8 protein-coding genes and 1 other annotated feature (1 of these 9 only partly in view) are annotated in these 13,686 nt (G+C 64.4%); of the genes, 3 read left to right on the plus strand and 5 right to left on the minus strand.

The features are described from left to right. Positions 1 to 44 precede the first annotated feature (44 nt). The 4 genes from AB5I39_RS15455 to AB5I39_RS15470 form a co-directional block, all read right to left on the minus strand. Entirely contained in the window at positions 45 to 2,576 is a 2,532-nt protein-coding gene (locus AB5I39_RS15455) for a glycoside hydrolase family 3 N-terminal domain-containing protein (protein WP_404368795.1), read from the minus strand. Continuing rightward, positions 2,576 to 3,424, minus strand: a complete 849-nt coding sequence (locus tag AB5I39_RS15460; protein ID WP_404368798.1) for a family 16 glycosylhydrolase — start codon at positions 3,422 to 3,424, stop codon at positions 2,576 to 2,578. The genes AB5I39_RS15455 and AB5I39_RS15460 overlap by 1 nt, the downstream gene beginning before the upstream one ends. A gap of 77 nt (positions 3,425 to 3,501) precedes the next feature. Beyond that, entirely contained in the window at positions 3,502 to 6,312 is a 2,811-nt protein-coding gene (locus AB5I39_RS15465; protein WP_404368800.1) for a TonB-dependent receptor, read from the minus strand. A gap of 208 nt (positions 6,313 to 6,520) precedes the next feature. Continuing rightward, positions 6,521 to 7,825, minus strand: coding sequence for a chloride channel protein (locus AB5I39_RS15470; protein WP_404368802.1), 1,305 nt, complete (start codon positions 7,823 to 7,825; stop codon positions 6,521 to 6,523). 289 nt (positions 7,826 to 8,114) lie between these two features. Between AB5I39_RS15470 and AB5I39_RS15475 the strand changes: the two genes are divergently transcribed. The 3 genes from AB5I39_RS15475 to AB5I39_RS15485 are packed head-to-tail and all read left to right on the plus strand — an operon-like array spanning position 8,115 to position 12,082. Next, complete coding sequence (locus tag AB5I39_RS15475; RefSeq protein ID WP_404368804.1) at positions 8,115 to 9,515, plus strand: DUF389 domain-containing protein; 1,401 nt, start codon at positions 8,115 to 8,117, stop codon at positions 9,513 to 9,515. After that, positions 9,512 to 10,807 (plus strand): cation:proton antiporter, encoded by a 1,296-nt coding sequence (locus tag AB5I39_RS15480; RefSeq protein WP_404368806.1) that lies wholly within the window; start codon positions 9,512 to 9,514, stop codon positions 10,805 to 10,807. Before AB5I39_RS15475 ends, AB5I39_RS15480 begins: the two co-directional genes overlap by 4 nt. A gap of 60 nt (positions 10,808 to 10,867) precedes the next feature. Beyond that, the gene (locus AB5I39_RS15485) at positions 10,868 to 12,082 is read left to right on the plus strand and encodes a hypothetical protein (RefSeq protein ID WP_404368809.1); all 1,215 of its coding nucleotides are present in this window, start codon (positions 10,868 to 10,870) and stop codon (positions 12,080 to 12,082) included. 9 nt (positions 12,083 to 12,091) lie between these two features. Here the strand turns inward: AB5I39_RS15485 and AB5I39_RS15490 are convergent, their stop codons facing one another. Next, positions 12,092 to 13,582, minus strand: a complete 1,491-nt coding sequence (locus AB5I39_RS15490) for a SulP family inorganic anion transporter (RefSeq protein ID WP_404368811.1) — start codon at positions 13,580 to 13,582, stop codon at positions 12,092 to 12,094. Positions 13,583 to 13,647: 65 nt separating this feature from the next. Further along, positions 13,648 to 13,686, minus strand: a sequence feature (sul1 is cis-regulatory element that is thought to sense ions involved in sulfur or methionine metabolism; They are found in Alphaproteobacteria) (it continues 17 nt past the right edge of the window).

Below are 13,686 nucleotides of genomic sequence, written 5' to 3' on the forward strand. Positions count from 1 at the left end.
GAAAGTTAGCCTATCGCGCAATCCGCATTCGGCTCAAGCCATGTTCAGTGCGCAGCGGTCGGACACCGCAATATCGTGCCGATCGCAGGAGCAATGCGGATATCGGACAGCGCCAGCGACAACTGCCCGGCGGTTTCGATCACGAAAGGAGCGCTGACCGCGCGGAGCGCCGTGCGCGGGCCGATACAGCGTAACGGAATCGAGACGGTGCGCCACGTCGCCGGACTTTTGGCCAATAATGCAGTCGCGTCGAGCAGCAATGCGTCCGCTGGTTTGCCTGTACCGGTCGGTTCCACGCCGATCGTAACCTTGCCGGTTGGCTTCGCGACGACGCGCAAATCAATCACGAGAGCCTGTCCCGGAGCGGACAGATCGAGCGATCGCGGTGCACTCACCGTAACGCGCGCCGCGCTTCCGCCGCGCCACGTTGCGAGCCGGGCATCCTCCTGCCGGTCGCGATCGATTCCCCGCAACGCCAGTGCGCCCGATTGGCTTTGTCCCGCGTTGCTGCTGATCGTGACCGGCGGCGCGCCTGCCTCGGCCAGCGCCATACCCCATCCGGCGGGAAGCCCGGTCCGGCCGAGCACCGTGATCCGCGAGGTGACAATCTGGCCCATTGGCGCAGTTTCGCGAAGCGGACCCACCAAGATGTGGTCCGTAAACTGTAGACCATAACCGAACGGAAACAGCGTACCCGGATCGCGCGGGGTTTCCAGCTTGGCCGGCATTGGCCCGTTGGGCCAGGTGAACGACAGTTTACCCCGAAAATCCTGGGCGATCGTCCCGTCTGGCTTGGCGAACAGCATGTCCGCCACCCCGCCGCCCTCGCTGCCCGGCAGGAACGCGGCGACAAAGGCATCGGCCGCGTTGATCTCCGGGTTCACCCACATCGGGCGCCCCGACAGGAAAACCGCTACGACTGGAACGCCAGCGGCGCGCAGACGCTGCATCGTCTTGTAGCTTTTCAAATCATCGTGAAATTCGAGCGTATCCACATCGCCCATGAATTCGGCATAGGGCTTTTCACCGAACACGACGATGGCAACGTCGGGTTTGGTGGTGAAGCTACCGTCGTTGGACAGCGTCGCGCTTCCGCCTGCCGAACGGACCGCGTCAGCGATCCCGCCATAAATTGACTGCGCATGCGGGAAATCGGCGTTGGTCAAATCGCCGCCACCTTGCCAGCTGATCGTCCAGCCGCCCGACTGCATCGCGATGTTGTCCGCGCCATCGCCCGTCACCAGCACGCGCTGCGCGGGTTTGAGCGGCAGGAGATTGCCATTGTTCTTGAGCAGGACCAGCGATTCCCGCACCGCGCGACGTGCGAGCGCGCGATGATCGGCGCTCGCCAGCAGCTCCACCTTGCCTGCCAGCGGCCGGGAGGAGGGGCGGCCCTTTTCAAATAATCCGGCTGCGATTTTGACGCGCAAGATGCGCCGCACCGCTTCATCCAGCCGGGCCATGCTGATCTCGCCTGATTTCACCTGCGCCGTGGTCGACGCGAGCAGTGACTTCCAGTTATCGGGCACCATGAAGATATCGAGGCCCGCGTTGAACGAGGCGGCGCAGCTCTCGACCGAGCAACCCGGCACTTGCCCGTGGCCGTTCCAATCGCCGACCACCAGTCCCTTGAAGCTGAGCCCGTTTACCCCGACCGGACCACGTAAATAGCTGGTCAGATGCGCCTTGTCCCCGTGCTGTTTCACGCCGTTGACGCTGGAGAAGGAGGCCATCACGGTCTGCACGCCGGCCGCGATCGCCGGGATATAGCCTGCCGCGTGGATGCGGCGCAGATCGGCCTCCGACGCGACGGTGTTGCCCTGGTCCTTGCCCCCGGTGCCGCCATCGCCCAGGAAATGCTTGGCCGTCGCGATCACCTTGTCGGGACCAAGAAAGCCGGGCGTTCCGGGCGTGCCTTGCAGCCCTTCGACCATCGCCCCCGCCATCGACGCGACGACCTCTGGCCGTTCGCCATAGCTTTCGTATGTCCGGCCCCAACGCGGATCGCGCACCACCGCTAGCGTCGGCGCGAAGGTCCAGTCGATGCCGGTCACCGCGATCTCGGCTGCGGTCGCGGCACCGATCTCGCGCACCAGCTCCGAATCACGCGTCGCGCCTAGCCCGATATTATGCGGGAACAGCGTCGCACCGACGATGTTGTTGTGTCCGTGCAGCGCATCGATCGCCCACATGGTCGGGATCGGCGCGCGGCCATCGGCGCGCGGCGCCATCGCTGCGTCCCAATTGGCGTCGGCCAGCGCCAGCCACCGCGCGGGCGATGCGCGCTCGTCGCCGCCGGGCCCGGAATTGCCGCCGCTCAAATAGCTGCCGAAGCGATACTGCGTCATGTCGGCGGCGTTGAAGCTGGCGGTGTCGGGCATCACGACTTGCGCGATTTTCTGATCGAGCGACATCCCCGCCAGGACCGCCTCAACCCTTGCATCGAGATCGGACGGCGCTGTTTGCGCGGTGCCTGGAGCAGTTCCGTTCGGCGACGGCGGTGCCGCGCTTCCCACGGTCAGAATGCCGCAGAGTGCGAGTAGCGGGAGCCGCCGAACCAAAGTAGCCTTACGCATTACGACCCCGATTTCTGATACACGCGGACATAATCGACCTCCATCCGCTGCGGAAATGCGGCGTCGTCGATACCCTTTTGGCCGCCCCAATCGCCGCCGATCGCGAGGTTGAGCAGGATGTGGAACGGCCCGTCGAACGGCCAGTCCGACCGCTTCATGCTTGGCCGCTTGAAGCTGAAGCCGCGCGCGTCATCGACCCCCATCACGATCAGATTGGGCGTCCACGTTAGCTGATAGCGATGCATTTCGGTGCACGCCGTCGGCACCGATTTGAACGCGGTCTTCTCGGTGTGCTGGATGAAATTCGCGGCCTTGGTGTGGAGCGAGAAGTGCACCTTGCCCGGATCGAAGCCGACATGCTCCATGATGTCGATCTCGCCGCTATCGGGCCACGGAATCGTCTTGTCGTCAGGCAGCATCCAGATCGCGGGCCAGCTTCCGATGCCGCACGGCAGCTTCGCGCGGACTTCGACCGCACCATATTTCCAGCTCGCCTTGCCGAGCGTACGCAGCCGGGCCGAACTGTAGCGCTGCTTGCCCCAATCGGGCAGTTTGCTGATCTGATCCGTGTCGGCGCGCGCCTCGATGATCAGATTGCCCTTTTCGACCCGCGCATTCTCGGCGCGGTGATCGGCGTAATATTGCTTTTCATTGTTGAACCAGCCGGCGCGGTTGTGATCCGTGTCATACGCCCATTTGCTGTCATCGGGCAGGCCGTCGACCGCGAATTCGTCCGCCCAGACGAGTTTATAGTCGGGCGGGATCAGCGTTTCGGCGCGTGCCCCGGGGGCCATCGCCGTGCCCAGGGCGAAAGCGGCGAGCGGGGAAAGGCGCAGATGTTTCGCCATCAGATACCTCCGATTTGCTGCGTAAGGTCCGGTTTGGCAGGCGGGCGACCACGACCGGCCGCCCGCCCGCGCCAACCTCAGAACGTGATCCGCACGCGCCCGCCGGCAAGCCGCGGGTTGGTGAAGAAGCGCGTATTGTTGAACTGATTGACGAGCAGCCCGGCCGCGACGGTGTTGTCGAACAGGTTGTTCACATACGCCTCGACCCGGAAATTGCCGTGCGTGTAGCCGACCGCCATGTTGACCAGATAGTAGGATGGAATGCGGTCGTTGAGCGACTCGCGCGGCCCGGAAGCCGGGGGATTGAAGTCGATCGAATTGAAGATCGTCGCGAAGCTCGACGAGCGCCAGGATACGCTGACCAACGCGTCGAACGAACCACCGAGCGGACCGCTCACCGGGATGATCTTCGCAAGCGACGCATTGAGCTGGAAGCGCGGCGTATAAGGCAGGCGCCGGCCGGCGATCGGTCGCGCCTGCGAATCGGTCCCTCCCGCGACATCCGACTGGAAGCGGAAGTCCTGCACCGGCGCGGCGTCCTTGATCCGGCCCTCCAGCCACAGGAAGTCCGCCCCCAATTTGAAGCGCGCCGGCAGGATGATCGATCCGCTGCCCTGGATGCCGTACGTCTCGCTGTTGGCGGCGTTATAGGTGAAGGCGACGACCTGGTTCTGGCTGAAGCCGTTCGGCACGTTCTGCGGCCCGCTGACATTGACCAGCGGGCTGTTGGGATCATTGGGATTGCTGCGCAATTGCGCGACGATCGACGAGACACCGAGCAGGGCGGTCAGCTGCTGGTCCTTGTAATCGTTGTAGAAGGCCGAAAGGTTCAGCACGGCCTTGCGCCCGCCGATGGTGAACTCGTTCTTCGTGCCCAGCTCGAACAGCGTGACCTTTTCCGGACGGAAGAACGGTGCCGGCCCGAGCGACCCGAGATTGTCGTTGAAGCTTGCCGCCTTATGCCCGCTCGAGACCAAGCCGTAGACAAGGTTGTCGTCGGTCAGATCGTATTCCAGCCGCGCGCGCCAATCGATGAAGTCGGTACGGATTTGCGACGCCTGATTGTTGATCGTGTGCGCCACGAAATTGTAGGTGAAGGTCCCATCTGCGCGACAGACATAGCCCGGATTGGTCGCGGAATTGATGCACCCCGCACCATTGGCGAAACCGAAATTGGGATCGTTGGCGAGCGCCGGATTTGCCTTCAGCCGCGCGATCGCATCGGCGAACGCGATCGGGATTGTGTCGCGCGCGCCGAAGCTTTTCACCCCGTCGAGGAAGAAGGCAAGCTGCGCGCCGGGCAGCGGATTGCCCCCAGCGTCGCGCGCGACGTCAAAGATCGTGCGGTTGGTGTTGAATTCAAAACCGGGCGTGCCGAGTCGGAAATAGCCGCAGCATTCGAAATTAGCGCCACCACCGCCGAAGAACAGCCGCGAAATCACGCCCGTGCGCGACTTGCGGTCGTTGGTGTAGCGGAGCCCGCCGGTAAGCCGCAGCTTCGAGGTCACGGAATAGGTCGCGTCGCCATAGAAAGCGAAGGTCTCGCTCTTGGTCTTGGTATTGAATTCCTGGCCCTGGAAGAACGAGTTATAATCCGAAACCGACATGGCAAGCGTGCGCTGCCGTTCGTTGAAATAATTGCCACCGACTGAATATTTCAGCGGTTCGGAATCGTTGAAAAAGCGCAGCTCGTGGAAATCCGAGAAGGAGCCGCCCCGGCCAAGGCCCCGACCGTAATTGTCCGACCGTTCGGCCCCGACTGCCTGTTGCAGCGGCGTGCCGCCGATGCCGTAGAAATCCTGCAAGAAACCGGGATAGGCGACGCTCGCCGGACCGGCCCCGTCCGATGCGGTGCGCAGATCGCGATGGCTGCCGATATATTGGACGTTGAACAGCCCGTCGGTCCGGTAGGTTACGCGGGCGCGAATGCCGGAATGCTCGGTCGAATATTGCTCGCCCAGCGGCCCGGTGATGATGTCCCGCGGATTCTTGACCGAAGCGACCGCATTGGCGAAACCGCCGGGCGTGGCCGGATCCAGGAATTTCGAATAGTTCGATCCGTTGAAACCGGTCGAATCCTGCTTGTTGTAATCGCCCGCGATCAGGATGCTGAGCCGCGTCGTCGGTTCCCACAGCAATTGCGCGCGCACGCCGCGGTTATTATCGGCATAGGGGGCCGCGACGTTCGGAAAGCGCCCAACGTTGCGGTAGTAAGAGCCGTGCCGATCGGCGCTACCCGATACGCGAAACGCAAGGTGATCACCGAGCGGCACGTTGAACACGCCGCGGACGCTGGCCTGGCTAAAGTTCCCGGCCCCGATTTCCATATTTCCGAGGAACTTGCCGAGCTCCGGCGCCCACGAAATGAAGTTGAGCGATCCAGCCGAGGCATTGCGTCCACGCAACGTGCCTTGCGGCCCGAAATTCACTTCGACCGCCTTCAGATCGAAGTAGGAATTGGCCAGCCCCTGGACGCGCGGCACATAGACATCGTCGAAATGGGTCGCGACGTTGGGATCGCCGAGCTCGGTATTCTGATTGGTGCCGATGCCGCGCAGTGCGATGTCGATCGCGCCGTTGAAATTTTGCACCCGCAGGCCGGGCAGGGTATCGTTCAAATTCTCGATATTGACGATGCCGACCTTGGCAAGCTGGTTTGGCGATAGCACGGCCGCGGTGCCGGCATAGCTTTGCAGCGATTGCGGACGGCGCTCTGCGGTCACCACGATGTCGTCGGGATTGGTTTTGGCCGCTTTATCTGCGTCCGACTTAGGTGCCGCCTCAGTCGACTCATCGGCAGGCTTGGCGGGTGCGTCCTGCGCATAAGCCGGTGCGCCGAGCACCAGAGTCGCGACCCCGGCCAACAACAGATAACGGTGCGTTTTCATAACCCTCTCCCCCTGAATATCGAATTCTGCGAAACGATCTGGCCCCCTGATGCATCAATTTGTGAAGGTTCACAATTCAAAAGTCGGACCGTCCTGCAGAAGGGTGTCGCCCGTCGGAAGCGAGGCCTGCTCACCGAGGGTAGCCGCACATCGACTTAAGAGGTCAACAGGGTCGCCCTGAAGAAGCTCAAGCTGCTGCCGTCCCCCCTTATTCGGTCGGACCGCCGAGTGCCTTGCGCCACGGCTTGGCGAGGCCGTGATACAGCCGCTCCTTGCAGACCAAGGCGGACACCGAATGCGCGATCAGCGCCGATAGGAAGAGCGGCATGATCAGCCCGCGGCTGGCGGTCGCTTCGACGATGATGATGACGGCGGTCAGCGGCGCGCGGACCACGCCGGTGAAATAGGCGACCATGCCGAGCAGCACGACCGCGCCACCGGGATCGGCGGGGAACAGCGGGCGTAGCAGGGCACCCAGACCGGCCCCGGTCGCCAGAGATGGCGCGAAGATCCCGCCGGGGACGCCCGATGCCGCGGTTGCGAGCGTCGTGATGAATTTCGCGGGTCCAAACCAATATGGCGCGTTGGTCCCATCGATAATCGCGTGCGCCGCCGAATAGCCCGTACCCCAGGTCAGGCCCGTGCCGACCCCGAACAGCGCCACGGTCAGCCCGCACAGGAATGCCCAGACGATCGGTCGCCCCTTGAACCACGGCACCCATCGGTCGCGGGCAGGCGCGATGTTCAACATGGCGCGGGCGAACAGACCACCGCTCAGGCCGCCGAGGACCCCTGCAATCGGCGCGACGCGAATGACCGAGCCCACCCGCATATGTTCGCCGACTGCGCCGAAATAGACATAGTCCCCGGCGAACCCGAGGCTGACGATGCCCGCGAGCAGGATCGTCGTCATCACGAGCAACGCGACCCGCTGTTCATAGGCGTCGGCCAACTCCTCAATCGCGAACGTGACGCCGGCAAGCGGGGTGTTGAAGGCGGCGGCAACCCCCGCCGCGCCACCTGCGATGATCATCGAAGCCCGGATCGGCGCGCGGAAGATGCGGGTGTACCAGCCGAGGATCGCGGCGGAAATCTGCACCGTCGGCCCCTCGCGCCCGACCGACGCGCCGCAGAGCAAGGCGAGCAGCGTAAAGGCACCTTTGATCGCGGCGATCCGCGGGGAAATCAGCCTGCGCAATGCGGCTTTGGGTTGATGGACCGATGCGATCACCTGCGGAATGCCCGAGCCTGCTGCTTCCGGCGCAAAACGGCGGGTCACGCCCGCAATCACGGCGAAGGCAAGCGGCGTTACGACCAGCGGCAACCACCAAGCCGCGTGGACCATCGCGGTGAACGCGGTGCTGGCCGAATCTGCAAGCCGGGCGAACAGCAAGGCGGCCAGGCCGATCGTGACCGCGCCCAGACCCATTGCGGCGCGGCGCCGCCACATGACGGAGGCGGGGCCGTGGCGCCTGAGCAGCACCCTCCACCGGCGGTTGATCGGGAGTTTCATGGGATGCTGCCCTAGTCGGCACAGTCCGGCGGCACCATTGCAAATATTGTCGTGTCGCTCCCGTGATTTGCACCCGGACACTTCCCGAAGCTAAAGCCGGTGCGCAGTTTCCGCTGAGGTCCGGAGTTCCATCATCGACACGACGCAGCCCTATTCGCCGCCCGATCACCGCTGGCAGCACAACCGATTCTATCGCTGGTGGCGCAGTGTCGTGGTCGGCTCGGTCGACCAGGAGCAAGTGATCGCACGGATCGTGGGCGAAAGCGGATGGTCGGGGCGATACCTTTTCATGACGATGATGTCGGCGGGGATCGCGGTCCTCGGACTGCTGCTGTCGTCGCCTGCTGTCGTGATCGGCGCGATGTTGATCTCACCCTTGATGAGCCCCATCCTCGGGCTTGGGTTCAGCCTGGCCCTGTTCGATTTTTCGGAAACGCGGCGGTCGTTGATCGCCTTGGTCGGCGGTGCAGTGGTCGCGGTCGCCTTCACGGCGCTGATCGTGCTTGCGTCGCCGCTCAAGGCGCCGACCGCCGAAATCCTGGCGCGAACGCGGCCGAATTTGTTCGATCTGCTGGTGGCGTTGTTCGCGGCGCTGGCGGGCACCTTCGCCATCATCCGTGGGCGCGGCGAAACGATCGTCGGGGTTGCCATCGCCACCGCGCTGATGCCGCCGCTGGCAGTTGTCGGCTATGGCCTGGCGACGTGGAACATGCCGGTGCTGGGCGGATCGTTCGCCTTGTTCGTCACCAATCTGATGACGATCGCGCTGTCGGCGACGGTGCTCGCGCGCTTCTACGGATTCGGGCATTACCTTTCGAGCCAGCAAACCTGGGCGCAGTCGATCGTCCTGCTGCTGGTCTTCGTCGGAATGTCGGTTCCGCTCGGCTTTTCGCTGACGCGCATTGCGAGCGAAACGGTGACTGCGTCCAAGGTGCGGTCCTATTTGTCCGAGCGGTTCGGGCCGCTGTCGCGCGTGACGCAATTGGATATCGACTTCGATCGCGATCCCATTGCGGTGCGCGGCGTGGTGATCGCGCCGCGCTCCAAGGCGAACGACCATGCGAATCTCGAAAAGGGCCTGATCGCGCTTCTGCGGCGTCCGCTGAAGTTGCAGGTCGACCAGGTTCTGATGAGCCCCGGCACGGGCGCGATCGACGCGCAGCGCGTCGAATTGCAGCAGGCATCGGCATCCACCGCGGCGGAGAATGCCGAAGTCGCGGTGGTCGCCCGACTGGTCGCCGTCGGGGCCGGCATTTCGCCCGACGACGTCACCATCGATCGCGATCATCACCGCGTCACCGCCACCGCCGCGCCCTTGCCGGGCGCGACGGGTGCCACCTATCGCGCGCTCGAACAGCGTATGAATGCCGCCGCCGACAGCTGGCAGGTTGCCATCGTCCCGCCGCTCAGCGCGTTCCCGGAAATCCGCTTTTCGCGCAGCGCGGATACGCTGGACGAGGCGGCACGCGGCGCGGTGCTGCTGTCGGCGTGGGAGGCGAAGCGCTGGAACATCGTCGCCTTGGCGGTGCCGGGTCTCCCTGACGGCGACCCCCCTGCCAAGCCTAATCTTATTCAGCGCCGTGCGCTTGCCGTTGCAAATCTGCTTCGGACACAGGGCATCAAGGTCGTGGCTGCCCCCGTCGCGGCGCGTCTTGTTCTTGCGCCGGTACGGGAGGGGGCCGAGCCATGATTCACGGGGTCACGATAACGCCATTTGATGCGGCCGCGGTGCTGATCGTGCTGGCAGCAGCGCTTGGCTATATCAATTACCGCGTCCTGAAGCTGCCGCCTTCGGTGGGGTTGACGGTGATGGGCGCGGTCGCGTCGCTGATCGTCGTCGGCATCGATTTCCTGATGCCGGACAGCGGAGTCGGCGGCGAGGTCGTGCGCTTCATCGCGGGGATCGACTTTCACGAGACCTTGATGAACGGCATGTTGTCGTTCCTGTTGTTCGCAGGCGCCCTGCATGTCGATTGGAGCGACATGAAGAAGGGACGCTGGCCGATCCTCATCCTCAGCACGGTTGGCGTCCTCCTTTCAACCGTCATCGTTGGCGGCGGCTTCTATCTGCTCGCGCAGATCATCGGCCTCGCCGTGCCATTCGTCTGGTGCCTGGTGTTCGGCGCCTTGATCAGCCCGACCGATCCTGTCGCGGTGATGGGGGTTCTGCAACGCGCCAAGGTGCCGCCGACCTTGGAGGCGACCGTTGCGGGCGAAAGTCTGTTCAACGACGGGGTCGGGGTGGTGGTGTTCACGATTCTGTTGGCGACCGCGCTCGGTACCGAACCCTTCTCGGTCGGGCACGCCGCGACGCTCTTCTTCTTCGAGGCGGGTGGCGGCGTGATCCTGGGGCTGGGCGTCGGCTGGATCGGCTATCGCGCGATGCGGTCGATCGACGATTACAAGCTGGAGGTGCTGATCAGTCTGGCGATGGTGATGGGCGGCTATACGCTGGCGCACTGGATCCACATCAGCGGGCCGGTGGCGATGGCGGTCGCCGGTCTGCTGATCGGCAACGAAGGCGTGCGCACCGCGATGAGCGATACCACGCGGGCGTACCTGCTGGGGTTCTGGTCGCTGATCGACGACATTCTCAACGCCGTCCTGTTCGTGCTGATCGGGTTGGAGGTGGTGACGATCCCGTCGGACAGCCGCTTGTTGTTGCTGGGTGTTGCGGCAATTCCGTTGGTCCTGCTCGCCCGGTCGCTTTCGGTCATCGGTCCGCTCACCGTATTGCGCCCGCTTCTGTCGCTGGGGCGTCTGGCGGTGCCCACGCTGATCTGGGGCGGCTTGCGTGGCGGCATCTCGGTTGCCCTGGCGCTTGGCCTGCCCGACGGACCGGCGAAGCCGATCGCGCTCGCGGCGACGTACATCGTCGTGCTGTTTTCGGTGATCGTACAAGGCGGCACGATCGCGCGCCTGCTCGAATGGATCGCACCGACGGCGCACGCGACGGAACCGAAGCCGGATATGACCGTCTAGAACGTATCCGTTACAACCGCGCAGCGACTGCCCCTGCGACGCGAGCAAAGGGAGCACGCCTTGCTGATCACGATCGTCGCCACCATCGTTGCCGTCGTTGTCACCGCCGCGCTGTCGTTCGGCAAATTCGCGCGATCCGACGGGTGGGCGGCGACCGTCACGCCGCTCGCATCGATCATCGGCAGTGGTTTCCTGATCTCCGGCCCATTGCTGGCGCGCGAATTCGGCGGGGCAGCGTCTTGGGCGATGGCGGTGCTGCTGCTGCTGGCCTATGCGGTGGGGTGGGTGATCCGCTGGAACATCGTCCATGTCGAGAATTACCTGGCGGACAAGCCGTTCAACGATCCGGTGGTGTGGTCGGCGCGCATTACCCAGCTTGTGCTTGCCGGGGCCTATGCGGTCTCCGTTGCTTATTATCTGAAGCTGCTCGCCGAATTTGCGATGAAGCCGCTCGCGATCCCGGCGGGCTTGCACGATCTTGTCGCCAACCTCGGCACGACCGCGATCATCGGCGTGCTGATGCTGCTCGCCTTTGGCGGGGGGCTGCGGCGGGTCGAGCATGTCGCGCACGGCACCGTGTCCATCAAGATCGGGATCATTGCGGGGCTGTTGGCCGGGCTGGCCTGTTGGTGGGGGCTGAACCTCGGCACGACCGCGCCCACGCCGCGGGCGCAAGTCTCGTGGCAGAGCGTGCCGATGCTGCTCGGGCTGCTGATCACCGTGCAAGGCTTCGAGACGTCGCGCTATCTCGGCCATGCCTATAACCAGTCGATGCGGGTGCAGACGATGCGGCATGCGCAGTGGATCGCCGCGGTCATCTATCTCGCCTTTATCGGGCTCCTGACGCCGTTGCTCGGCGCTGCTGCCAAAGCCGAGGGGGTGGCCGGGATTCTCGACATCATGCGGATGGTCGCGGCACCGCTCGGGATTTTCGTGCTGGTCGGCGCGCTCGCAAGCCAGCTCAGCGCCGCTGTCGCGGATTCGGTCGGTTCCGGCGGGCTGATGAACGAAGTGTCGCGCCGCAAGCTCAGCATCCCGGCGGCCTATGCGCTTGCCAGCGCGCTCGCCATCGCCGTGGTCTGGCTGACCGATCCGTTTCAGGTGGTCGCGGTCGCATCGCGCGCGTTCGCCTTGTTCTACGCGATGCAATGCGGCCTCGCGATCCTGGTGTCGTGGAAGACCGCCACCGGTGGCTGGGCGTTGCGCAGCGCCTTTGCGGCGATCGGGCTGGTGTGCCTCGTCGCGGCGGCCGCCGGGGCGCCAGCCGAAGGCTGACGCGGCCGCTCAATGCGGGGTCAGGCCGATCTCGACGCCGGTTTTGTCGTGCAGCGCGAAGCGATCGATCAAATCCGCGCTGGCGCGATTGTAGCCGGTGACCTCGACCGTGCGACCGTCGCGCCGCATGCGCCCGATGACCTTGTCCAGCGCAGCGACCGCCGAAATATCCCAGAAATGCGCCCCGGACACATCGATCGAGACACGCGGTGCAGCGTCTGTGCCCTCGAATGCGCGGCTGAACCGATCGACCGAAGCGAAGAAGAGTTGCCCCGTGACGCGATAGGTCGACACGCCATCCTCGACGGTATGCGCAACCGCGAACATGCGCCGCACCTTCCCGGCAAAGAAGATGCCCGACAGCAGCACGCCGGCCACCACACCCTGCGAGAGGTCGCGCGTGACGACGACGACCACGACGGTCGCGAGCATGACCACCGACGAGGTTGGCGGATGCCGGCGCAAATTGGCGATCGAATTCCAGCTGAACGTGCCGATCGAGACCATGATCATCACCGCGACCAACGCAGGCATCGGCACACGCCCCACCAGTGGGCCGAGCACGGCAAGCAGGAACAGCAGAAACGCGCCCGCAACGAAGGTCGAGAGACGTCCGCGACCACCGGACGTGACGTTGATCACCGATTGCCCGATCATCGCGCAACCGCCCATGCCCCCGAACAGCGCCGCGACGATATTCGCGCCGCCCTGTCCGGCGCATTCGCGGCGCTTGTCGCTGTCGGTGTCGGTCATGTCGTCGACGATCTGCGCCGTCAGCATCGATTCGAGCAGGCCGACCGCCGCCATCGTTAGCGCATAGGGCAGGGTGATCCGCAGCGTTTCCAGCGACAACGGCACCGTCGGCAGCGCAAAACTCGGCAACCCTTCGGGCAGCTTGCCCATGTCCCCGACCGTGTGGACGGGCACGCCGAAGGCGATGCTGACGGCGCTCAGCACGGCAATCGCGACGAGCGGCGAGGGTATCGACCGGGTCAGGCGCGGGAAGGCGTAGATGATCGCGAGGCCCGCCGCGACCATGGCATAGGTTTGCCAATTGACGTTGGTAAGCTGCGGCAGCTGGGCGAGGAAGATCAGGATCGCCAAAGCGTTCACGAAGCCGGTAATGACCGAGCGCGAAACGAACTGCATCAGAAGATCGAGGCGCAACAGACCTGCGGCGATCTGGATCAGCCCCATCAAAATCGTTGCCGCAAACAGATATTGGACGCCGTGATCGCGTACGAGGGGCGTGACGACGACGGCAACCGCCGCTGTTGCGGCGGAGATCATGCCCGGTCGGCCGCCCAGCAATGCGATCGTCATGGCGATCGCAACCGACGCATAGAGCCCAACGCGCGGATCGACGCCCGCAATCACCGAGAAGCCGATCGCCTCCGGAATCAAGGCGAGCGCGACGACGATACCGGCAAGCAGTTCGCGCGACACGCGGCCGCCACCCGGCACCCATTCGGTGCGATACTGAGAAAAGTTGAACGTCATGAGAGGGTCCGCACATAGCCCACGATCCCCCGCCACACGCGCGAGAATCAGAAAAGGTGGGAGTGGGTTGTCCGGCGGATCGGCGGCCGGAATAGCCACCCGGA

This window comes from Sphingomonas sp. MMS24-J45 (genome assembly GCF_044881195.1).
In the GTDB taxonomy this organism is placed as follows: Bacteria; Pseudomonadota; Alphaproteobacteria; order Sphingomonadales; family Sphingomonadaceae; genus Sphingomonas.